The following is a 22,752-nucleotide window of genomic DNA, read 5'->3' on the forward strand; positions in this document are numbered from 1 at the left end:
AGTCCGCCGAAATGTACGAGCTGTCCCGGATCCGCCTCTACTCCATCGGGCCCGCCGGCGCGCGCTACGCCGACACCGTGCTCGACCTGCGCGGAGTCGGCGAACCGGTGCCCCACCCGGCGCCCGCCCAGGCGGAGTTCTTCGAGGAGGAGCCCACCGGCCCGCCCCGGCGACCCGCGCCGGCCGGCGTGCTCTTCCTGGAGAACGGCGGCGGCAAGTCCGTCCTGCTCAAGCTGATCTTCTCGGTGATGCTCCCGGGCCACCGCAACACCCTCGGCGGCGCCAGCTCCGGCGTGCTGCGCAAGTTCCTGCTCGCCGACGACTGCGGTCACGTCGCCCTGGAATGGCAGCACACCCGCACCGGCGAGTGCGTCGTGGTCGGCAAGGTCAGCGAGTGGCGCGGCCGTCAGGTCTCCAACGACCCGCGCAAGTTCGCCGAGGCCTGGTACTCCTTCCGTCCCGGACCGGGCCTGAGCCTGGACAACCTTCCGGTCGCCGAGGCCACTTCGGTACGCCCGCCCGTCGAGGGCGTCTCCGGCGCCCAGGGCCGCCGCCGCACCATGAAGGGCTTCCGCGACGCCCTCACCGAGGCCGGCAAGGCGTACCCGCACCTGGAGGTGTACTGGGAGGAGATCCACGACCGCTGGAACGAACACCTCACCGACGTCGGTCTCGACCCCGAACTCTTCCGCTACCAGCGCGAGATGAACGCCGACGAGGGCGAGGCCGCCGGCCTCTTCGCGGTCAAGAAGGACTCCGACTTCACCGACCTGCTGCTGCGCGCCGTCACCGACACCCGCGACACCGACGGCCTCGCCGACCTCGTCCACGGCTTCGGCAACAAGCTGGGCCGCCGAGCCGAGTTGATGGCCGAACGCGACTTCACCGCCGGCTCCGTCGACCTGCTGACCCGCATCGTCGAGGCCGCCGCCACCCGCTCCCGGCTGCGCGACGTCCACGCCGGCGCCGAACGGCGCACGCGCACCCTCGCCCGACGGCTGTCCGCCCGCGCCGCCGGGGAACGCGTACGCGCCGCCGACCTCGCCCAGCAGGTCACCGCCGCCGCCCACGAGGTGACCACCGCCGAGTCCGCGCGCGCCCGCAGCGCCGCCGTCTCCGCCGAACTCGCCTACCGGCACGCCTCGCTGGCCCTGACCGTCGCGGACAAGGCCGCCGCCGCCCAGCGGCGCGAGCTGCTCGAAGCCCGCACCCTGCACGCCGCCTGGCAGGCCGCCGAGATCGTGCTCCGCCACCGGGCCGCCGCCGACCGCTCCACGCGCGTCGCCGCCGCCATCCTGGAGGCCGAGCGGGACGCCGCCCCGGCGCTGGCCGCCCGCGCCACCGCCGCCGGCGCCCTCGTACGGGCCCTGCACACCGCCGCCGAGCACGGCGAGCACGCCGCCAACGAGGAGGAGGAGCGTTCCGCCGAGCTCCAGCGCCTCGGTGAGGGCGCCCACCGCGACGCCACCTCCGCCGCCACGGCCGCCCAGCGGGCCCGCAGTGAGGCCGAGCACCTGCGGGCCCGCCTCGCCGAGGTCCAGCAGGAGACCGCCGAGGCCGTCCGGGCCGGCTGGCTCGACGACTCCGCGCCCGACGCCGACCCGGCGCGCGCCGCGCTCGCCGCCAGCGACGCGGAGAAGACCGCCGTCGCCGCCTGGGACGAGGCCCGCGAGGCCGCCCGCGGCGCCTCCGACGCCGCCCGTGAGGCCGCCGCCGCGGAATCCCGCGCCGAACTCACCGCCGCCCGGGCTGCGGACGCCGCCGACGCGGCCGAAGCCGCCCACGGGGCCGAGGACCGCGCCGCCGCCTCCCTCGCCGGTTCCCCCCGACTGGCCGCCCTGCTGGGCCTTCCGTCGGGCCCCGACGCCGATGTCCCGCACCCGCGCTCCGGCGCCCGGCCGGCCGACGTGGCCGAACGGGAGCCCGGCGCCGCCGAGGGAGGTTGGCTCACCGCCGAGGACCTCGACCGGGGCGCCGATGACCTGCGCACCCTGCTCGGCGACCAGGTCACCGCCGCCGAACGCCAGCTCTTCGAGCTGCGCACCGCCGCCGCCGACGACTCCCGCATCCTGGGCGCCCTCGGTGACGGCGGCCTGCTGCCGCCGGGCCCGGACGTCCTCGCCACCGTCGAGTACCTCGGCGAGCACGGCATCCCCGCCCTCCCCGGCTGGCGCTACCTCGCCCAGTCCGTGGACCCCGCCGACCACGCGGCCGTCCTCGCGGCCCGCCCCGAACTCGTCGACGGCGTCGTCATCACCGACCCCGACACCCACTCCCGCGCCCGCGAGGTCCTCACCGGCGCGGCGCTGCTGCCCCGCTCCACCGTGGCCGTGGGCACCGCCGCGGCCCTGCTCGCCCCCGTCCCTCCGACCGCCGGTCCCGCGGGCGACCCGGACGTCTTCCTGGTCCCGCCGAACCCGGCCATGCACGACGAGCACGCCGCCGACGAGGAACGCCAGGCCCTGCGCGCCCGGGCCGGCGCCCGCGACACCGAGATCCGCGACCTGGCCGCCCGCCTCTCCGGTGACCGCGAGCTCGCCGCCCGCCTGGCCTCCTGGCGCACCGGCTGTCCGCCCGGCCGGCTCACCGAGCTGGCGCGCCAGGCCGCCGCCGCCCGGACGTTCGCCGAGGAGGCAGACGCCGAACTCGCGGAGGCCCGTACCGTACGCGCCGAGGCCGACGAGGCCGCCGCCGATGCCAACCGGGTACGTGACGACCGCCAGGAGAGCGCGCAGCGCGCCCGCCGCGTCGCCGACGTCCTGTCCGGCCTCGCCCACCGCCTGCGCGAGCGCGCCGGCTGGCAGGCCCGGCTGCGCGAACTCGCCGACGAGGCCGCCGAGTCCGAAGCCCGCGCCGAGGTCTGCCTGGACCGGGCCCGCTCCGCCGACGAGGACCGGCGCGCCGCCCAGCGCGCCGCCGACGACGCCCGCCGCACCGCCCGCGCGCTGCGCGCCGAACGCGCCGAGATCGCCGGCGCCCCCGAACCCCTCCCCGAGGAGGCGGAGGGCGCGGCCAGGACCCCGCTGCCCGAACTGCGCGAGGCCTACCGCGCGGCCTCCCGGCTCTACGAGAAGGTGGGCGTCGGGGCCGACCTGCGCGCCGAACAGGCCCGCGCCGAGAGCGACGAGAGCGGCGCGCTGGCCGAACTGGACCGGCTCACCAACAAGGTGCGCACCCGCGCCGCCCAACTCCTCGAAGGAACCGACGGCGCCGACGGCCCCTCCCGACAGGCCGCCGCCGCCCGCGCCGAAGCCCTCGTACAGATGCTGGAGACGCGCGCGTCCACCGCGAGCGAGCAGCTCGGCCGGCTGCGCGGCGAGGCCGAACGGCACGCCCCCGCCGAGGGGGAGACGCACACCGAGCTGCCCGAGGAACTGGTCCCGGCCGACGTCGAGCAGGCCCAGGGCCTGCTGCGCACCGCCACCGCCCAGCTCGCCGCCCACAGCGCCGCGGTCGACGGCGCCCGCTCCGCCCACGCGGACCTGCTGCGCTCCCACCGCGCCGCCGAGGACGGCGCCGGCGGCTTCGACGAGACCGCCGCCCTGCTGCGGGACCTGCTGCGCGATCACACCCACCCGGACGACGAGCAGGAACCGGTGCCGCACCCGGGGACCCTGGAGGAGGCCCGGCAGTCCGCCGCCGAGGCCCGCCGCTCCCTGCGCGCCTGCTCGGCCGACCTCTCCGCGGCCGAGTCCGGCGTCCGCGAGGCGAGCGACGTACTCGTGCGGCACGCCAACGCCAACCGCTACGAGCAGGTACGCACCCCCGCGCGCCAGCAGATCCGCGAACTGCCGGCCTCCGCCCTGCCGGAGCACGCCGCCGCCTGGGCCACCGCCTTCGCGCCCCGGCTGCGCGTACTGACCGACGAACTCGCCCAGCTGGAACGCAACCGCGACAGCATCGTCGACCGGCTGCGCGGCCTCGTCGAATCCGCCCTCGCCACCCTGCGCTCCGCGCAGCGCCTGTCCCAGCTGCCCGAGGGTCTGGGGGAGTGGTCGGGCCAGGAGTTCCTGCGGATCCGCTTCGAGGAACCCGACCAGGCCGTCCTGACCGAGCGGCTCGGGGAGGTCATCGACGAGGCCACCCGGGCCGCCGTCAAGAAGAACAGCACCGCTTCCTTCGGGGAGGGCCGCCGCGACGGCATGTCGCTGCTGCTGCGCGGCGTCCAGGCGGCCCTGGAACCCAAGGGCATCGCCGTGGAGATCCTCAAGCCGGACGCGGTCCTGCGCGCCGAGCGGGTTCCGGTCGGCCAGATGGGCGACGTGTTCTCCGGCGGGCAGCTCCTGACCGCCGCCATCGCCCTCTACTGCACGATGGCGGCGCTGCGCAGCAACGACCGCGGCCGCGACAAGCACCGCCACGCGGGCACGCTCTTCCTCGACAACCCGATCGGGCGCGCCAACGCGACCTACCTGCTGGAGCTCCAGCGGGCCGTCTCCGACGCCCTCGGCGTCCAGCTGCTGTACACCACGGGTCTCTTCGACACCACGGCCCTCGCCGAGTTCCCGCTGGTCATCCGGCTGCGCAACGACGCCGACCTGCGGGCGGGCCTGAAGTACATCAGCGTCGAGGAGCACCTGCGGCCGGGGCTGCCCCAGCCGTCCCCGGACGGGGAGACGATCCACGGCGAGATCACGGCGACCCGCATGTTCCGCCGCGGCGCCGCCACGTAGGGCGCCCGCGGCGCCGCTCGGGCCCGGGGGACACCCCGGCTCGGAGTCGCCACGGCGCCGCCACGGCGCCACGCCCGGCGTCGGCCCCGCGCTCCGCTGCCGTGCCCGGGTGGCGGGCCGGGCCCTGAGCGGTCGGGCCGGCCGCCCGCGCCGGCGCTCGGTGCCGCCGGGATCCACGCCGGACTCCGGGCAGGGCCCTCGCCCGCCGACGCCGTCCTACCGCGGGCGCGCGACCGGCATCGGGCCCCGGGCCTCGCCCCAGCTCCGCCCGCGGGACGCCGCGCTGCTCGGCTCCGACAGCACCCCGTGCCGCTGGTGCCACATCTGCCGGGTGATCCACACGTCCAACACCCCCCAGGTGGCCACCACCGTCGCGGCGACCCCGCAGATCACCATCGGGAAGGCCAGCCAGGAGCCCGTCAGCGCGAGGAAGAACGTGATGGTGGCCTCGGTCAGGGTGACCGCCACGATCAGCACCGCCCGCACGGCCGAGGCCCGCACCGGATCCGGCATGCGGCGCCGCCGCGCGGGTTCCTCCACCCACAGGCCGCGCCCCGGGGCCTCACTCGCCACGCCGTCCTCTTCGTACATCCTCATGGTCCGCCCACTCCCCACCGCGCGGTCCGCCTGGCCTGCTCCCACGCTTGCCCGCCACGCGCGCGCCCACACGTCATGTCAGACGTACGGGACCTTCAGGAGATTCCCGCATCGCGGACACGACCCTTGCTGCCCGCCCACCCGGAACGAAGAATTCCAGCCATCCGTCATGTGAAGGGAACCGACACCCCATGGAGTGTCATCTGACACATATCGGGCTGGACTTGACCGGAAGTATCGGACAACTGGTGATCTTAGTGCGGGGGTCAGGCCGAAAACGTCCGGACACCCCTTCGAGGTCTCTCCCTGTCGGTAGTAGGCTCACGCCGTTTAAATGACGGAACACCGACCCCCGAGAAGCGGGTTGAGCTGGGGGAGGCTGGGGAGGCCATGCGCTTTCGCGGGAAATCCATCCGCCGGAAGATCGTGGCGTTGCTCCTGGTGCCGCTCGTCTCCCTGACCGCCCTCTGGGGCTTCGCGACCGTCATCACCGGGCGGCAGGCCGTGCAGCTGCTCGACGTCGCGTACGTGATCGAGAAGGTCGGCTACCCCGTCGAGGACGTCGCGCGGGTCCTCCAGAAGGAGCGCCGGCAGAGCCTCGTCGTCATCGGCGACCCCCGCGCCTCCGCCGCCACGACCGAACTCACCAAGAGCCGGGCCGCCACCGACGCGATGTTCCGCCGCCTCACCGAGAACGCCGCCGACCCCGAAGTGAGTGACGAGCTCAACTCCCGGACCGCCGGCCGACTGCGGTCCATCCTCGACGCCTTCCACGGCATCTCCGCGCTGCGCAACTCCGTCGACCGGGGCGCCCTCGACCCGGGCCAGGCCCTGGAGCTGTACAGCCGGCTCGTCGACCCCTGCTACGCCTTCCTCATGAACCTCCACGCCCTGGAGGACGTGGAGATGGACAAGCAGGGTCGCGCCCTCGTCGGCGTCACCCGGGCCCGCGAGGCCCTCTCGCGCGAGGACGCGGTCATCGCCTCCGCCCTCGCGGCCGGCCGGATCACCGCCGAGGACGTCCGCCGGGTCTCCGGCTTCGCGGCGAACCGCGCCCTGCTGTACGAGGTCAACCTCGCGATCCTGCCCGCCGAGGACCGGGGCCTCTTCGAGCAGTACTGGCAGGGCCCCGAGAGCAAGGCCCTGCGCGACGTGGAGGAACGGTTCATCGTCGGAGGCGTCGTCAAGCCCCCGCGCACCGTCACCGCCGCCCAGTGGGACGAGGCCTCCGGCAAGGTCCTCGACGACCTCGCCCGGATGGGCACCGCGGCGGGCGACCGCTACCAAAAGCGCGTCGAGCCCGTCGCGATGGGCGTCCTGGTCCAGGCCGCCGTCGCCGGCGTCCTCGGCTTCATCGCCCTGGCCGTCTCCCTCGTCCTGTCGGTCCGCATCGGCCGTGACCTGATCCGCGACCTCTCCCGGCTCCGCAAGGACGCCCACGAGGCGTCCGGGGTCCGGCTGCCCGGCGTCATGCGCCGCCTCGCCGCCGGCGAGAACGTCGACATCGAGACCGAGGCCCCCCGCCTGGAGTTCGAGAAGGACGAGGTCGGCCAGGTGGCCCTGGCCCTCAACTCCCTCCAGCGGGCCGCCGTCGAAGCAGCCGTCAAGCAGGCCGAACTGCGCCGGGGCGTCTCCGAGGTGTTCGTGAACCTCGCCCGCCGCAACCAGGTCCTCCTGCACCGCCAGCTGACCCTCCTCGACACCATGGAACGGCGCACCGAGGACACCGAGGAACTCGCCGACCTGTTCCGCCTCGACCACATGACCACCCGCATGCGTCGGCACGCCGAGGGCCTGGTGATCCTCTCCGGCGCCGCGCCCTCCCGCCAGTGGCGCAAGCCCGTGCAGCTCATGGACGTCGTCCGGGCCGCCGTGGCCGAGGTCGAGGACTACGAGCGCATCGAGGTGCGTCGGCTGCCGCGCCTGGGCATCGAGGGCCCGGCCGTCGCCGACGTCACCCACCTCGTCGCGGAACTCCTGGAGAACGCCACCGTGTTCTCGCCCCCGCACACCGCCGTCCAGGTCCACGGCGAACGGGTGGCCAACGGCTTCACCCTGGAGATCCACGACCGCGGCCTCGGCATGAACCCCGAGGCGCTCCTCGACGCGAACCTCCGGCTCGCCGAGACCCCCGAGTTCGAGCTCTCCGACACCGACCGCCTGGGCCTGTTCGTCGTCAGCCGGCTGGCCCGCCGGCACGCGGTGAAGGTCGTCCTCCAGCCCAGCCCGTACGGAGGCACCACCGCGGTGGTCTTCCTGCCGGCCGAGCTCCTCACCGAGGCCCCCGACACCAACGGCACCGGCATCCGCCTCAACGGCCTCGGGGGGCTGGGCGGCAAGACCCCCAAGGGCGTCAAGGGCGGCCCCGTCGGCAAGGGCCCCCGGCGCCCGGCGCCCCTGGCCGTCGACCGGGGCGTCCCGCCCCGCCCGCTGCCCGCCGGCGTACTGAACGGCCCCGTCGAGCTGGAGGGCCCGCTCGGAGTCCTCGGCCTGGACGCCCTCGACGGCCCGGGCGCGGCCGACGACCTCGCCGCCCTCACCGCGCCCGGCGCCCGCCCGCCCATGGCCACCCTCGACGACGAGACCCCGCCCGGCGGCATTCCCCGCACCGCCCTGCTCGGGCTGCGCTCGGCCGACCGCCCGCACGGCGACCGGCACCCCGAGCACGGCTCCGCCTGGAAGGGCGACCGGATCGGCGACCGCGGCGCCGACCACCACCGCGACCCGGGCGACGGCACGGACCCGGCCGCGGGCGGTGTCCGCAACCGCTCCCGGGGCGCCGCCGCCCCCGACCGCGAGGCGCCCGCCTCGACCGGCCCGGTCCGGCTGGAGCGCACCCGCCCCGACGGACCCCGCCCCGCCGGCACCGTCCCGCTGCCGCGGCGCCGGCCCACCCCGACCCTGGTCGCCGAACACGGCCGCCGCGTGGAACCCCGGGCGGTACCGGCGAAGCCCGCAGCCGCGGCCGGCGCCGGACCCGAGGTCGGCCGTGCGCAGCCCGCCGCGGGCCCCGGCGGCCTGCCCCGCCGGGTCCGCCAGGCCAACCTGGCGCCCCAGCTCAAGAACGGCCCCGGCGCCTCCGCCGCCGAAGCCACCACCGACCAGGTGATCGACCGCGACGCCGAAGACGTACGCACCCGCATGTCCGCCCTCCAGCGGGGCTGGACGGCGGGCCGCAACCAGCACGCGCAGCAGCAGTCCGAGACCGGGACAGGCACCCCCGCCGCCACCGGTCCCGCGCACGAGAACGAAGGGGACGGTCGATGACCGCACCGCAGACCGGAAACGACAGCAGGGGCCGCGGCCCGCTCAACTGGCTCCTCGACGAGCTCGTCGACAAGGTCGCCAGCATCCGCAAGGCCGTCGTCCTCTCCGGGGACGGCCTGCCGACGGGCAGCTCCAAGGACCTCACCCGGGAGGACAGCGAGCACCTGGCCGCCGTCGCGTCCGGCTTCCACAGCCTGGCCAAGGGAGTCGGCCGGCACTTCGACTCCGGCCGGGTCCGCCAGACGGTCGTCGAACTCGACGAGGCCTTCCTGTTCGTCATGGCAGCCGGCGACGGCAGCTGCCTGGCCGTCCTCGCCGACTCCGAATCCGACGTCGGCCAGGTCGCCTACGAGATGACCCTCATGGTCAAGCGCGTCGGCGACCACCTGGCGACCGCCCCGCGCACCGGGCTGCCAGCCGGAGGGTGAGTCGGACCGGATGAGCGAATCAGGACAGGACCACCCCACCAACGCCCTGAGCACGCCGGGAACCCCCGACTCCCCGCCCCGGCCCGAACACCCCCACTGGTTCGACGACGACGCGGGTCCCGTTGTCCGTCCCTACGCCATGACCAGGGGCCGGACCAGCCACTCCGGCCGGCACCGGCTCGACCTGATCGCGCTCGTCATCGCCGAACCGGCGGCAGACGATCCGGTCTGGGACCTGACCCTGTCCCCGGAACACGCCCACATCCTCGGGCTGTGCCGGGAACGCCCCCAGTCGGTCGCGGAACTCGCCGCGGACCTCGACCTCGCCATCGGCGTGGTCCGGGTCCTGATCGGGGACCTCGTCGACGAAGAACTGGTCCACGTGACCCGGCCGGTCCCACCGGCCGAACTCCCCGACGAATCCATACTGCGTGAGGTGATCAATGGCCTTCGGGCGCTCTAGCCGCACCGGCGCGATGCATGCCGTGTCGCCGGTCGAGCCGCTGACCCTGAAGATCCTGGTCGCGGGCGGTTTCGGGGTGGGCAAGACCACCCTGGTCGGTGCGGTGAGCGAGATCCGACCCCTGCGCACGGAGGAACGCCTCTCCGAGCCGGGCATCGGCGTCGACGACACACAAGGGGTGGAGGGCAAGAGCACCACGACCGTGGCCATGGACTTCGGTCGCATCACGCTGCGCGAGGACCTCGTCCTGTACCTCTTCGGCACGCCCGGACAGGACCGCTTCTGGTTCCTGTGGGACGAACTGGCGCAGGGCTCGCTCGGCGCCGTGGTCCTCGCCGACACCCGTCGACTCGCCGACTGCTTCGCGGCGATCGACTACTTCGAGCGGCGCGGGATCCCCTTCGTCGTCGCGGTCAACTGCTTCGACGGCGCCGCCCGCCACCCGGTGGTCACCGTCCGCGAGGCACTCGACCTCGACCCGGGAGTACCGGTGCTGCTCTGCGACGCCCGTGACCGGGAGTCCGTCAAGGACGTCCTGGTGGGAGTCGTGGAACACGCCATGTCCCTGGCCCGGGAACGCCGCCGCAGCCTGACGGCGCGGGCCTGAGGAGGGGGCCGGAGAGCGGGGCCCGGAAGCGTTCGAGGCCTGACGGCGGGAGCCCGACATGGAGGCGGCCCGTACCCCCGCCGACTGGGGTACGGACCGCAGCTCTCATGGGGGGATCGAGGGGGTCCCGGTCGCGGCGCGGGACCGTGGGGAGAGTGTGAACCCGCCGTCCGGGGTCGTCAAGCGTTCGGACAACACACCCTGTTCACGCCGCGGCCGACCGTCCGACCGACCCCTCCCGGCGCCTCGACGCCCCCGCCCCGCGCGCCTCAGCGCACCGCCACGACGGCCGAACCGTGGCCGAACAACCCTTGGTTCGCGGTGATCCCGACCCGCGCCCCCGGCACTTGCCGGGCCCCGGCCGTCCCGCGCAGCTGCCACGCCAGCTCGCACACCTGGGCGATGGCCTGGGCCGGCACCGCCTCCCCGAAGGAGGCCAGCCCACCGCTCGCGTTGACCGGCACCCGACCGCCGAGGGCCGTCGCCCCGTCCCGTACGAGCTTGGCGCCCTCGCCCTCGCCGCAGAGGCCGATGTCCTCGTACCACTGCAACTCCAGTGCGGTGGACAGGTCGTACACCTCGGCGAGCGACAGGTCGTCGGGCCCGATCCCCGCCTCCTCGTACGCCGCCCGCGCGATCGACGCCCGGAAGGAATCCCCGGACGGCGACACGGCCGTCGCGGAGTCGGTGGCGATGTCCGGCAGGTCCAGCACCGTACGCGGATAGGTGGGCGTCACCGTCGACACCGCCCGGATCCGCACCGGGTCCGCGGCCCCGCGCGCCCGGGCGAACTCCATGCTGCTCAGCACCAGGGCCGCGCCCCCGTCCGAGGTCGCGCAGATGTCGAGCAGCCGCAGCGGATCGGCCACCACCGCCGAGGCGGCCACCTCCTCGGCGCTCACCCGCTTGCGGTAGCGGGCGTTGGGGTTGAGCGCCCCAGCCGCCGCGTTCTTCACCTTGACCAGAGCGAAGTCCTCGCCGGTGTCCCCGTACAGGGCCATCCGCCGGCGGGCGTACAGCGCGAAGTACGCCGGGTTCGTGGCGCCGAGCAGCCGGAACCGGAGCCAGTCCGGATCGTCCGGCCGTTCGCCGCCCGCCGGGGCGAAGAACCCCTTGGGCGCGGCGTCGGCGCCCACCACGAGCACCACGTCGGCCAGCCCCGCGAGGATCTGCGCCCGGGCCGCCCCGATCGCCTGCGCCCCGGAGGCGCAGGCCGCGTACACGCTGGTCACCCGGGCGCCCTGCCAGCCGAGGGCCCGGGCGAAGGTGGCGCCGGCGACGTAGCCCGGATATCCCGAGCGCACGGTGTCGGCGCCGACGATCGACTGGACGTCCGTCCACTCCAGGCCCGCGTCGGCGAGCGCGGCGAGGGCGGCCGCCCGCCCGTACTCGACGAAGCTGCGGCCCCATTTGCCCCACGGGTGCATTCCGGCCCCGAGGACGGCGACGTCGGCGCTCACGAGGCCGCTCCGACCGGCTTGAACCGCCAGGTGGTCCAGACGGTTTCGGCGTCCTCGTTCAGCACGCCGCCCACCACCTCGACCTCCGTCCCGACCGCCAGATCGGCGACGCCCACCCCGGGCACCGCCTGCCCCAGCACGACCAACCCCTCGGCCTCCAGCTCCACCGCGACCAGCGCGTACGGCTCCCAGGGCACGTCCGGGTCGGACACGTACGGAGCGGGCGGCCGGTAGCGCCCGTCGGTGCAGGACCAGACCCGGCCCCGGGGGGAGAGCGGCACCTCGACGAGCTCGCCGCCCCCGGTGCAGTGCGGATTGCGGCAGTACGCGTCCTCGCGCGGGAAGAACACCGCGGCGCAGGCGGAGCAGCGGGTGCCGAGCAGCCGGAAGCCGCCGTCCGGACCGTCCTCGGTGAACCACCCGTCCACGACGGGTGTGCGTGTGCGTGCCAAGGCCCCTCCCGGGTCAAAGTTCTGACGGATCGTCAGAAGTCTGTCACGGGCGGGCATCCCTGGCACGGGTTCTCGGCGAGCCACTTCCGGGCGATCTCGCCGAGCTCGGCGTCCCGCCCGGCCAGCATCATCCGGATCATCCGCGCGTCCCCGCGCAACGACCAGGCCGGATTGCCGAAGGTGGCCGGGTTGTTCCCCTCGATCAGGAAGTGCGCCGGCCAGGCGGTCCCGTACCCGATCAGCGGGAGCGCGGCGAGCCAGCGCTTCCTGCCCCGTGCCACCCCGTAGGCGCTCAGCGCGAGACCGGTGAGCGTGCCGGTCAGATGGATCCATCGGGTGGCGGCCCGGGAGTGCATCGCGACGTAGTACGGCCAGAATTCCTCGTACGAGCTGAAAGTCATGCGGGCACGGTACTCACGGGCGGACGGAGGCGACAGCGACCGGGAAATCGAAATACGAATCCGGATGCGCCTCCGGCGCGTAGGTGAAGTGCCACCACTCCACGGGCAGGTTCTTGAACCCCTGCGCCCCCAACACCCGTTTCAGCAAGGAACGGTTCTCCCGCACGGCCACGGACACCCGGGGATCGTCGGTGTGCGACAGGGAGCCGAAGAAGTCGAAGGCGGTCCCCATGTCCAACTCCCGCCGCGCGGGCAACCGCACCAGCGTCACGTCGACCGTGCTCCCGCGACTGTGACCCGACCGCGCGGCGATGTACCCCTCGGGGATCAGCCGCGCCTTGTCGACCTCCGGATAGAACTCGGCCTTCGTCGACTGGTCCGCCGCGTCCCCGGCCCAGCGCACGAACCGGTCCACCGCCCGCTGCGGCCGGTAGCAGTCGTACGCCTTCAGCGAGTACCCCGCCCGCAACAACTCCCGCTGCGCCCGCCGCAACGCCTCGGCGACCGGCCGCGCGACCAGGCAGACGGGCTCCTCGTAGCCGTCGACCACCGCCCCGGTGAAGTTCCGCGACCCGGCGTACCGGATGTCCTCGACGACACTCGGATCGACATCCCGCAACGCGACGAACCCACGGCCCGGACCGGCGGCGGTGCCCGTCGCGCCGGCCGTGCCCGCCCTGCCCGCCGCGCTTGCCGTGCCTGCCGTGTTCGTCGCGACTGCCGTGTTCGTCGCCGGCCCGAGGAGCGCCTGGGCCACCCATACCGCCGCCACCACGCGCACCATGACAACCACCCGCATCCTCATGCCCCTTGGCATACCATCGCCGCATGCAGGCACACCTGAGGGACTCGCACTGCTCCACCTGCGGAGCCCCGTTCGACACGTCCGACTGGCCCCGTCGGTGTGCCGGCTGCGGAACGACCGCCTACCGCAACCCGCTCCCGGTGGCCGTCGTCCTCCTCCCCGTCGAGGACGCGTCCGGCACCGGCCTCGTGGTCATCACCCGCACCATCGAACCCGCCCTCGGCGGCGTCGCGCTGCCCGGCGGCTTCGTGGACTTCGGCGAGGACTGGCGCGAGGCCGTCGCCCGCGAGCTCCGCGAGGAGACCGGCATCGAGGCCCCGGCATCCGACGTCGCGCTCGCCGACGTGATGACCTCCCCGCGCGGCCACCTGCTGGTCTTCGGCCTGCTGCCGCCGCGCCCCGTCGCCGCCCTCCCGCCGTCCGTCCCGACCGACGAGACGACCGGCTGGCACGTCCTGCGCACCGCTTCGGAACTGGCGTTCCCCCTCCACACCCAGGCGGCCGCCGCCTGGTTCGCCGGCCGCTACACCTGACCCGCCGGCCGACCGGGCGGGTGGCCCCGCCTCGGGTCCTTCGTCGACAGCCCTAGAGCCGCAGCTCCGTCAGGGCCGCCGCCAGGGTCACCACCCCGACCACCGTTCCCGCCGCCACCGCACCCCCGCGCCACAGCGTCCGCGGCGCGACCGGCCACGACCGCAGGAACCCCCCGACCAGCAGCGGCACCACCGCGGCCGCGACCGTCCACGCCCACACCGCGGCGAATCCCGGACCCGACCCGGACCCGCCCGACCAGGCACCCAGCCACCAGCACACCGGCCCGGCCACCCCCGCCGACACCGCGACCAGCAGCACGCCGACGACGGCCGGCTCCGGCCAACCGGGGCGCCGCCCGGCGCACCGCCGCCCCAGCGCGGCCAGCGGCCGCACCAGCAGCAGCCCGTGCAGGAACCCGGCCCCGGCGGCCGTCACCGCGTCCACGGCCGGCTCCACCAGGGACCCGCCCGCGCGATCCCGGAGCACCAGCAACACCGCCCACACCGTCACCGCCTGCCACGCCCCGACCGCCTCCGCCCCCGGAACCGCGTCCCGCCCCGGCCACCACGCCCCCGGCCCCCGCCGTCCCACCGGCCACACCGCCCTCACCGGGCTCGCCCATACCATCGCCGGCCTCCTCCCCACCCCTGCCCCGCACCCTGTCCAGTCCCCGGTCCGACCCCGGTCCGAACCACCGTGGCGCGCCGCGCCACAGCCGCACCACACCCTCACCACAGCGCACGACCCCGCCGTCCCCCCTCGGAGTTCACAGGCCGCGTACCGTCACCCCCCGCACGGGCTCGCCCGTCTCGTCCTCCACCACCACGGACTCCCCGGCCCACCGCACCACGTACCGCTCCACCGTGCCCGCACCGAACCCCGGCCCCGCGTCCCGGATCACCACCCCGCCCCCCGTCCGCCCGCGCGCCGGAGCCCACGCCTCCAGCACCACGGACCCGTCCGGGCCCCGCACCGGAAGGACCGACCCCGCCCGCGCCAGCACCGGCACCCGGCCCCGCGGAGCATCCAGCAGCACCTGCCCCGGCCCCTCGTACGCCGTCCCCGTCACCGTGTCGTACCAGCGCCCCCGCGGCAGCCGCACCGCCCGCCGGTCGGCCCCGCACTCCAGCACCGGCGCCACCAGCAGCGCGTCCCCCAGCAGGAACGCGTCCTCGCAGTCCCGCAGCACCCGGTCCTCGGGATTGCCCCACCACAGCGGCCGCACGTACGGAGCCCCCGTCCGCCGCGCCAGATGCGCCAGCGTCACGAAGTACGGCCGCAGGCGCTCCCGTTCCGCCAACACCGCCGCGGCCCGCTCCGCCACCTCCGGCCCGAACTCCCACGGCTCCCGCCGCCCCGCCCAGAGCGCCGAATGCGTACGGAACAACGGCAGGTACGCCCCCAACTGGAACCACCGCAGGTACAGCTCCGGCGACGGCGACCCTCCGAAGCCCCCGACGTCGGGCCCCGAGTACGGCACCCCGCACAGCCCGAGCCCCAACACCAGGGCCAGTGACGCCCGCAGCCCCTCCCAGCTGCTCTCCACGTCCCCGGACCACGAGCCCCCGTACCGTTGCATCCCCGCCCAACCCGACCGGGAGAACAGGAACGGCCGCTCGTCCGGCCGCAGCCGCACCAACCCCTCCCACCCGGCCCGCGCCATCCCCAGCGCGTACACGTTGTGGCCGGACCGGTGGTCCCCGCCCGCCCCGTCCATCGCGTGCCGGGCCGACCTCGGCAACGTCGGATCCCCCCACGGGGCGAAGGAGACCGGCTCGTTCATGTCGTGCCAGAAGCCGGAGAACCCCTGCGCGAGCCGCTCCTCGTACAGCCCGCCCCACCACTGACGCACCACCGGGTCCGTGAAGTCCGGGTACGCGCACTCGCCCGGCCACACCTCACCCCGGACCTCCTCGCCCCGCGCGTCGCGCACGAACGCCCCCCGCGCCCCCACCGCCCGCCCCGACGCGTGCAGCGGATCCCCCGCCTTCACCGCCGGATCCACGATCGACACCAGCCGCACCCCCTGACCCGCCAACTCACCGGCCAGGGCCGGTAGATCGGGAAACGCCTCCCGGTCCACCGTGAACACCCGGTGCGCGTCGTAGTGGTCGATGTCCAGGTGCACGGCCGACAGCGGCAACCCCCGCTCCCGGTACCCCGCCACCACCCGCCGCACCTCGGCCGCGCTCCCGAACCCCCACCGCGCGTGCTGATACCCCAGCGCCCACTCGGGAGGCACCGCCGCCGCACCCGTCAGCCCCGACCAGCCCTGAAGCACCCGCGCCGGCGTCCCCGTCAGCACCCAGCAGCGGGCCGGCCCGCCCTCCAGCCGCAGCTCGCTCGTCCCGGCCCGGTCCACTCCGGACCCGGCCCCCTCCTCGCCCTCCCGCAACACCATCCGCCCGTCCCACGAGTTGTCGTAGAACACCAGGTGCGTGCCCACGTCCGCGACCACCAGCTGGACGGGCATCGTCACGTACAGCGGATCGTCGCCGGGCCCGAAGGCGCCCCCCGGATCCGTGTTCCACAACCGGTACGTCCCGTCGCGCAGCCGGGGCCCCGACGCCCGCCCGCCCATCCCGAAGAACCGGGCGTCGGCCGGCACCTCCGACCGCTGGAGCCGACGCGGCTCCTGCGCCGCCCCCGCCGCGGCCCCGTCCGCCCCCACCGGATCCCACCACCGCGGCGGCAACTCGCGCCGCAGCACCGCCCCGCCCGGAGTCCGCACCTCCACCGCACCGTGCCGGGACACCGCCACCGTCACCCGCTCCGACACCACCCGCCAGCCGCCCCCGGTGTCCGGCTCCAGCACCGCCCGGGGATCGGGCTCCGGCCCACCGCCCACCACCGCGTACGACGGCCCCGGCTCCGCCCCGTCCCAGCCCCAGAACACCGCCCCGCCCACGGTCACCCGTACCAGCAGCTCGGACCGCGCGAACCGCAAAACGCCGCCGCCCGGCAGCGCCCGCGTCCCCTCCAGCGATCCCGGCACCCGCGCCCGCTCCGCACCCCGCCGCGGCAGGGCCGAGGCGTCGGCCCGGCGCCGGCGCAGAGCCGCGCGCCAGGCGCGCCGCCCGCGCGCCGTACCGATCTCTTTCACCGCACGCACCAGATCACTACCGTCCATGCGGATCACCCTGCCACCGGCCCCGGTCCGAGCGGGCGGCGTTCAGCTGCCGTTCACCCGCGGCGGGACCCGGCCCGACCGCACAGGACAGCTCTGGTGCGTATGTCGATCACATGGCATCGTCCCTGTGAGCCGTCGCGCGAACACCCACGCCGCGGTGGCACCGTACGCACACGAAGCGCGAGCCACAGACTTGACCGGGAGCCGACCCATGACCTCAGCCACCCAGCCGGAACCCCTCTGGTCCCCGGCCCCCGACCGGATCGCAGCGGCCCGGATCACCGCCTTCCAGGCCTGGGCGGCCGAACGGTTCGACGCCCCCGCCGACGGCGGCTACCCCGCCCTGCACCGCTGGTCCGTCGACGAGCTCGACGTGTTCTGGCAGGCCGTCGCCGAATGGTTCGACGTACGGTTCACCACCCCCTACGAGCAGGTCCTCGCCGACCGCACCATGCCCGGCGCCCGATGGTTCACCGGCTCCACCCTCAACTACGCCGAGCACGCCCTGCGCGCCGCCGAGGACCCCGCCCGCGCCGCGGAGCCCGCCCTGCTCTCCGTGGACGAGACCCACGAGCCGACCCCCCTCACCTGGGCCGAGCTCCGCCGCCAGGTCGGATCGCTCGCCGCCGAACTGCGCGCCCTCGGCGTCCGCCCCGGCGACCGCGTCAGCGGCTACCTCCCCAACATCCCGGAAGCGGTCGTCGCCTTCCTCGCGACCGCCGCGGTCGGCGGGGTCTGGACCTCCTGCGCCCCCGACTTCGGCGCCCGCAGCGTCCTCGACCGCTTCCAGCAGGTCGAACCCGTCGTCCTCTTCACCGTCGACGGCTACCGCTACGGCGGCAAGCAGCACGACCGCCGCGACACCGTCGCCGAACTGCGCGCCGAACTCCCCTCCCTGCGCGCCGTCGTCCACATCCCCCTGCTCGGCACGCCCGCCCCCGAATCCACCCTCACCTGGGCGGACCTCACCTCCGGCGACTCCGAGCCCGTCTTCGAGCCGGTGCCCTTCGAGCACCCGCTGTGGATCCTCTACTCCTCCGGCACGACGGGCGCCCCCAAAGCCATCGTCCAGTCCCAGGGCGGGATCCTCCTCGAACACCTCAAGCAGCTCGGCCTGCACTGCGACCTCGGCCCCGGTGACCGGTTCTTCTGGTACACCTCCACCGGCTGGATGATGTGGAACTTCCTCGTCTCCGGCCTGCTCACGGGCACCACCGTCGTCCTCTACGACGGCAGCCCCGGCTACCCGGACACGGGCGCCCAGTGGCGCATCGCCGAACGCACCCGCGCCACCCTGTACGGCACCTCCGCCGCCTACGTCATGGCCTGCAAGAAGGCCGAGGTGCACCCGGCCCGGGACTTCGACCTCACCGGCGTCAAGTGCGTCGCCACCACCGGCTCCCCGCTGCCGCCCGACGGCTTCCGCTGGCTCCACGACGAGGTCGCCGAAGACCTGTGGATCGCCTCCGTCAGCGGCGGCACCGACGTCTGCAGCTGCTTCGCGGGCGCCGTCCCCACCCTCCCCGTCCACATCGGCGAACTCCAGGCCGCCTGCCTGGGCACCGACCTCCAGGCCTGGGACCCCTCCGGCAAGCCCGTCACCGGCGAGGTCGGCGAACTCGTCGTCGCGGCCCCCATGCCCTCCATGCCGATCCACTTCTGGAACGACGCCGACGGCAGCCGCTACCGCGACAGCTACTTCGAGATGTTCCCCGGCGTCTGGCGGCACGGGGACTGGATCACCCTCACCGACCACGGCTCCGTCGTCATCCACGGCCGCTCCGACTCCACCCTGAACCGGCAGGGCGTCCGGATGGGCTCCGCCGACATCTACGAAGCCGTCGAACGCCTCCCCGAGATCAAGGAATCCCTGGTCATCGGCCTGGAGGAGCCGAACGGCGGCTACTGGATGCCGCTCTTCGTCCACCTCGCACCCGGCGCCACGCTCGACGACGCCCTGCGCAAGAAGATCGCGGCCACCATCCGCGAGCAACTCTCCCCGCGCCACGTCCCCGACGAGGTCATCGAGGTGCCCGCCGTCCCCCACACCCTGACCGGCAAGCGCATCGAAGTCCCCGTCAAGCGCCTCCTCCAGGGCACCCCCCTGGCCAAGGCCGTCAACGCGGGCTCCGTGGACCGCCCGGAGCTCCTCGCCTTCTACGAGCAGCTCGCCCGCACCCGGGGCTGACCCCGGGCCCGATGTCAGTGCCCATGATTACGCTGAGTGAGCAAGTCGTTACGCCACTCAGGGGGAAACCATGTCAGGCACGCACCACACCGAACCATCGGGCACCACCCCGGGCACCGCGCCCCGCAAACGGATCTCCCGCCGCCGCAGCCTGCGCCGCGAAGTCCCCAGCACCGTCGGTCTGCTCGCCGACGCCGGGGACTTCGCGGCCATGCGGGACTACCGCAGCTTCGGCTTCGACCACCACGACGACTACGGCGACTACCTCCGTCAGGTCGATGCCCTCCTGAGGTCCCTCGCGGCCCAGGGCATCCACACCACCGTCGCCCTCTTCGACCCCGAGGAGTACGCCGACTACTGCGCGGAACACGACCTCGACCCCGACACCGCCCGGACCCGTACGCGCTTCACCGCCGAACTCGCCGGCGGCGGACCGGCCCTGCCGTACACCGGCCAACCCATCGAGGAACTCGTACCGCTCCTCGTGGACGAAGCGGTCCGGCAGGCGACCTGGGAGTGCGCCACCATGCTGCTCACCGCGGTCGGTACCTGCGCCGACTGCGGCCAGGACATCGGGCAGGCCTCCTTCGAACGGGCCGCCGGCATGCTCGACCGCCTCCTCACCGGAGCCGGACCGGGCCGTCACCACCTCGTCTGCAGCATCCCCACCGAGCACGAACAGCTCATCGTCGTCCTGCAAGCGGAGATCACCGACGACCCGCCCGGCCCGGCCCGTACACAGCCCCGCGACAGCCTCGACTTCGTGACGGTGCTCGCCGCGGGCCTCGCCCTCGGCGGCGCCGGGGGCCTCGTCCTGCGCAGCACCACCGACGGCTTCCGCGACCGGGTCCACGGCTGGCGCCTCGACCGGGGCCGGCTGGTCGCCCTCACCGCCGCAGCCGTCTTCGACGCCTACTGCACGGACGCCGACACCGGCGAACCCGTGGCGCCCGAACCAGGAGTCGAGTACTGCCCGGGATACGAGGCCGACGTCCCGGGCCCCCACCACTGAAACGGCCGAGGGGCCCCCGCCACCGGCGAAGGCCCCTCGACTGCGATCGAACCGTCCGGCTACTCCCCGGACAGCACCGCCTGGGCGGCCACACGGGCCTCCTCGGCCGTGTCCGAGGCCCGCGCCGCGGCCGCGGCACGCTCGCACTGCGCGAGCGTGTACTTGGCCAGCGTCGCGCGCACGTAAGGAATGGACGCGGCACCCATCGACAGGGAGGTGACACCCAGACCGGTCAGCACGCAGGCCAGCAGCGGGTCTGCCGCCGCCTCGCCACAGACACCACAGCTCTTGCCCTCGGCCTTCGCGGCGTCCGCGGACATCGCGATCAGGTCGAGCAGCGCGGGCTGCCAGGGGTCCTGGAGCCGCGAGACGGCGCCGACCTGACGGTCCGCGGCGAACGCGTACTGCGCGAGGTCGTTCGTTCCCAGCGAAAGGAACTCGACCTCCTGCAGGATCGAACGCGCCCGGAGCGCGGCGGACGGGATCTCCACCATCGCACCGAACTTCGCCCGCAGACCGGCCTCGCGGCACGCGTCCGCGAACGCCTTGGCGTCGGTCCGGTCGGCCACCATCGGCGCCATGACCTCGAGGTAGACCGGCAGCCCCTCGGAGGCCTTGGCCAGCGCGGTGAGCTGCGTACGCAGCACGTCCGGGTGGTCCAGCAGCGCCCGCAGCCCGCGGACGCCGAGCGCCGGGTTCGGCTCGTCGGCCGGCGTCAGGAAGTCCAGCGGCTTGTCGGCGCCGGCGTCCAGGACGCGGACGACGACCCGACCCTCGGGGAAGGCTTCGAGCACCTTGCGGTAGGACTCGATCTGCTTCTCCTCGGACGGCGCCTTCTTGCTGTCGTCCAGGAAGAGGAACTCGGTGCGGAACAGGCCCACACCCTCGGCCCCGGCCTCCACGGCCGCCGGCACGTCACCCGGACCGCCGACGTTGGCGAGCAGCGGCACCTTGTGACCGTCGGAGGTCGCGCCCGGACCGGACGAGGCGGCGAGAGCGGCCTTGCGTTCGGCGGCCGAAGCCTCCAGCTCGGCCCGCTTCTCCGCGGTCGGGTCCACGAACAGGTCGCCCGTGCTGCCGTCCACGGCGATGAGGGTGCCCTCCGCGATCTCACCGGCACCCGGCAGCGCCACGATGGCCGGCACACCCAGCGCCCGCGCGAGGATCGCGCTGTGGCTGGTCGGCCCGCCCTCCTCGGTCACGAAACCGAGGACGAGCGCCGGGTCGAGCAACGCGGTGTCGGCGGGCGCCAGGTCCCGGGCGATCAGCACGTACGGCTCGTCGCTGTCCGGAACACCGGGCATCGGCACGCCCAGCAGGCGCGCGACGATCCGGTTGCGCACGTCGTCCAGGTCGGCCACCCGGCCGGCCATGTACTCGCCGGCGCCGGCGAGCAGGACGCGGTAGGCGGCGAAAGCGTCGTAGACGCCGCGCTCGGCGGTGCTGCCGACGGCGATCCGCCGGACCACGTCCGCCATCAGCTCGGGGTCCGTGGCGATCATCGCCTGGGCCTCGAGCACGTGCTGGGCCTCGCCACCGGCCAACTGACCGCGTGCGATCAGGTCCGCCGAAACAGCCTCCACGGCCTGACGGGCGCGCCCCTGTTCGCGCTCCGCCTCATCCGCGGTGATCTGCCTGGCCGGCGGTTCCAGGACCGCCGTACCCATGTGCCGGACCTCGCCGATCGCCACACCGTGGCTCACGCCGACGCCTCGCAGCGTTGTCTCCATTTCACCGTCTCCGATTGAGCGGCGGCCCCAGCCGCCGCGATGGATGTCCGACCCGCCGTGCAGGGGACGCTTACCGCCAGCTGAAGAGCGCGTCGTCAGCCTTCACGTCGCCGGACTCGACGACGTCGGAGAGCGAGTCGGCCGTCGCCTCCAGCGCCACGACGGGACAGATCGGCGACTTGCCGGCTTCCTCGACCGCGGCCGGGTTCCAACGGATGACGCCCTGGCCGCGCGTCACGGTGTCGCCCTTGTTCACGAGCAGCTCGAAGCCCTCGCCGTTGAGCTGGACGGTGTCGATGCCGAGGTGCGTGAGCACACCGTGGCCCTCGCCGTCGACGACCACGTACGCGTGCGGGTGCAGGGAGACGACCACACCGTCTACGGGGGACACCGCCTCCGAGGGCTCGCGCACGGGATCAATGGCCGTGCCCGGTCCCACCATCGCGCCGGAGAACACCGGATCGGGCACTGCCGCGAGTCCGATGGCGGTCCCGGCAAGTGGGGACGTCACGCTGGTCATGGGGGCCTCCCAGGGGTGGGGCTTCATCGTGTCGCCGTCACTACCTGTCGCGAACGGCATACTCTTCAGAAGGATATGTCAAGGGCTGTACCGGTTCGCCCGATGTTGGTCCTGACTCGGACGGACCTTTGGCAGGGAGACTAGTGGACTAGACCGGTGGACTAGACCATACGCGTGAAACGATTTGCCTGGGCGCGGACGGCCCTGTACTGTCGTGACTCCCGCCAGGACGTGCCGCGTGAACATCTCGCGAACATCCGCAGGACGGGATTCCTCCTTCTTCAGCAGTAAAGATCCAAACTCCCTCACCTTCCGCGTGCCCATTCGGCAAAACGGATCGTGGTCGGAGAGACGGAAAAGCGCTGATAGAGTCGGAACCGCCGGAAAGGAAAAGCGCGAAAGCGCAGGACCTGGAAAGCGCCGAGGAAATCGGGCCCGAAAGAGTCTGATAGAGTCGGAAACGCAAGAACAGAACAGAACGAAGC

Annotated in this window: 18 protein-coding genes; 8 read left to right on the forward strand and 10 right to left on the reverse strand. The window is 74.1% G+C overall.

The genetic code is table 11. The features are described from left to right. The first annotated feature begins 11 nt into the window (after nucleotides 1-11). On the forward strand, nucleotides 12-4,673 hold the full coding sequence (locus ACFY0I_RS23635; RefSeq protein WP_388899106.1) for a hypothetical protein: 4,662 nt from the start codon (nucleotides 12-14) through the stop codon (nucleotides 4,671-4,673). 216 nt (nucleotides 4,674-4,889) lie between these two features. Here ACFY0I_RS23635 and ACFY0I_RS23640 read toward each other — a convergent pair whose 3' ends face one another. Further along, the gene (locus tag ACFY0I_RS23640) at nucleotides 4,890-5,270 is read right to left on the reverse strand and encodes a hypothetical protein (RefSeq protein WP_388899109.1); all 381 of its coding nucleotides are present in this window, start codon (nucleotides 5,268-5,270) and stop codon (nucleotides 4,890-4,892) included. A gap of 390 nt (nucleotides 5,271-5,660) precedes the next feature. Here ACFY0I_RS23640 and ACFY0I_RS23645 point away from each other — a divergent pair, with 390 nt between their 5' ends. From ACFY0I_RS23645 to ACFY0I_RS23660, 4 genes are read left to right on the forward strand one after another with little or no spacing between them, the layout of a single operon-like run. After that, the gene (locus tag ACFY0I_RS23645; RefSeq protein ID WP_388899112.1) at nucleotides 5,661-8,537 is read left to right on the forward strand and encodes a nitrate- and nitrite sensing domain-containing protein; all 2,877 of its coding nucleotides are present in this window, start codon (nucleotides 5,661-5,663) and stop codon (nucleotides 8,535-8,537) included. Further along, nucleotides 8,534-8,965 carry a roadblock/LC7 domain-containing protein gene (locus ACFY0I_RS23650; protein ID WP_281210485.1) on the forward strand — a complete coding sequence of 144 codons (432 nt, stop codon included), beginning with the start codon at nucleotides 8,534-8,536 and terminating at the stop codon, nucleotides 8,963-8,965. The genes ACFY0I_RS23645 and ACFY0I_RS23650 overlap by 4 nt, the downstream gene beginning before the upstream one ends. Nucleotides 8,966-8,975: 10 nt before the next feature. Next, entirely contained in the window at nucleotides 8,976-9,428 is a 453-nt protein-coding gene (locus ACFY0I_RS23655) for a DUF742 domain-containing protein (RefSeq protein WP_388899115.1), read from the forward strand. Further along, complete coding sequence (locus tag ACFY0I_RS23660; protein WP_388899118.1) at nucleotides 9,409-10,035, forward strand: ATP/GTP-binding protein; 627 nt, start codon at nucleotides 9,409-9,411, stop codon at nucleotides 10,033-10,035. The genes ACFY0I_RS23655 and ACFY0I_RS23660 overlap by 20 nt, the downstream gene beginning before the upstream one ends. A 269-nt stretch (nucleotides 10,036-10,304) precedes the next feature. On the opposite strand, the gene ACFY0I_RS23665 is transcribed toward ACFY0I_RS23660, so the two are convergent. The 4 genes from ACFY0I_RS23665 to ACFY0I_RS23680 are packed head-to-tail and all read right to left on the reverse strand — an operon-like array spanning nucleotide 10,305 to nucleotide 13,147. Further along, nucleotides 10,305-11,495, reverse strand: coding sequence for a lipid-transfer protein (locus ACFY0I_RS23665; RefSeq protein WP_388899122.1), 1,191 nt, complete (start codon nucleotides 11,493-11,495; stop codon nucleotides 10,305-10,307). Next, complete coding sequence (locus ACFY0I_RS23670) at nucleotides 11,492-11,947, reverse strand: Zn-ribbon domain-containing OB-fold protein (protein ID WP_388899124.1); 456 nt, start codon at nucleotides 11,945-11,947, stop codon at nucleotides 11,492-11,494. The genes ACFY0I_RS23665 and ACFY0I_RS23670 overlap by 4 nt, the downstream gene beginning before the upstream one ends. Nucleotides 11,948-11,979: 32 nt before the next feature. Further along, on the reverse strand, nucleotides 11,980-12,348 hold the full coding sequence (locus ACFY0I_RS23675) for an Mpo1-like protein (protein ID WP_388899127.1): 369 nt from the start codon (nucleotides 12,346-12,348) through the stop codon (nucleotides 11,980-11,982). A 13-nt stretch (nucleotides 12,349-12,361) separates the two neighbouring features. After that, nucleotides 12,362-13,147 carry a M15 family metallopeptidase gene (locus tag ACFY0I_RS23680; RefSeq protein ID WP_388899129.1) on the reverse strand — a complete coding sequence of 262 codons (786 nt, stop codon included), beginning with the start codon at nucleotides 13,145-13,147 and terminating at the stop codon, nucleotides 12,362-12,364. A 29-nt stretch (nucleotides 13,148-13,176) separates the two neighbouring features. Here ACFY0I_RS23680 and ACFY0I_RS23685 point away from each other — a divergent pair, with 29 nt between their 5' ends. Further along, nucleotides 13,177-13,686, forward strand: coding sequence for an NUDIX domain-containing protein (locus tag ACFY0I_RS23685; protein WP_388899132.1), 510 nt, complete (start codon nucleotides 13,177-13,179; stop codon nucleotides 13,684-13,686). A gap of 52 nt (nucleotides 13,687-13,738) precedes the next feature. Here ACFY0I_RS23685 and ACFY0I_RS23690 read toward each other — a convergent pair whose 3' ends face one another. Together ACFY0I_RS23690 and ACFY0I_RS23695 are read right to left on the reverse strand one after the other, a co-directional pair. Beyond that, nucleotides 13,739-14,182: a hypothetical protein gene (locus ACFY0I_RS23690; RefSeq protein ID WP_388899135.1), complete on the reverse strand. Its 444-nt coding sequence runs from the start codon at nucleotides 14,180-14,182 to the stop codon at nucleotides 13,739-13,741. Between the two features lie 271 nt (nucleotides 14,183-14,453). After that, the gene (locus ACFY0I_RS23695; RefSeq protein WP_388899138.1) at nucleotides 14,454-16,817 is read right to left on the reverse strand and encodes a glycoside hydrolase family 31 protein; all 2,364 of its coding nucleotides are present in this window, start codon (nucleotides 16,815-16,817) and stop codon (nucleotides 14,454-14,456) included. Nucleotides 16,818-17,028: 211 nt separating this feature from the next. On the opposite strand from ACFY0I_RS23695, the gene ACFY0I_RS23700 reads away from it, so the two are divergent. Together ACFY0I_RS23700 and ACFY0I_RS23705 are read left to right on the forward strand one after the other, a co-directional pair. Beyond that, on the forward strand, nucleotides 17,029-19,005 hold the full coding sequence (locus tag ACFY0I_RS23700) for an acetoacetate--CoA ligase (RefSeq protein WP_388899141.1): 1,977 nt from the start codon (nucleotides 17,029-17,031) through the stop codon (nucleotides 19,003-19,005). A 70-nt stretch (nucleotides 19,006-19,075) separates the two neighbouring features. Then, complete coding sequence (locus ACFY0I_RS23705; RefSeq protein WP_388899144.1) at nucleotides 19,076-20,017, forward strand: hypothetical protein; 942 nt, start codon at nucleotides 19,076-19,078, stop codon at nucleotides 20,015-20,017. 59 nt (nucleotides 20,018-20,076) lie between these two features. On the opposite strand, the gene ptsP is transcribed toward ACFY0I_RS23705, so the two are convergent. The 3 genes from ptsP to ACFY0I_RS23720 form a co-directional block, all read right to left on the reverse strand. Continuing rightward, complete coding sequence (gene ptsP, locus ACFY0I_RS23710; protein WP_388899147.1) at nucleotides 20,077-21,747, reverse strand: phosphoenolpyruvate--protein phosphotransferase; 1,671 nt, start codon at nucleotides 21,745-21,747, stop codon at nucleotides 20,077-20,079. Nucleotides 21,748-21,817: 70 nt separating this feature from the next. Continuing rightward, the gene (locus ACFY0I_RS23715) at nucleotides 21,818-22,267 is read right to left on the reverse strand and encodes a PTS glucose transporter subunit IIA (RefSeq protein ID WP_388899150.1); all 450 of its coding nucleotides are present in this window, start codon (nucleotides 22,265-22,267) and stop codon (nucleotides 21,818-21,820) included. Nucleotides 22,268-22,572: 305 nt separating this feature from the next. Beyond that, nucleotides 22,573-22,752: hypothetical protein (locus tag ACFY0I_RS23720; RefSeq protein ID WP_388899153.1), on the reverse strand; the 180-nt coding region annotated here is incomplete at its 5' end.

This window comes from Streptomyces sp. NPDC001568, assembly GCF_042893755.1.
Taxonomy (GTDB): Bacteria; Actinomycetota; Actinomycetes; order Streptomycetales; family Streptomycetaceae; genus Streptomyces.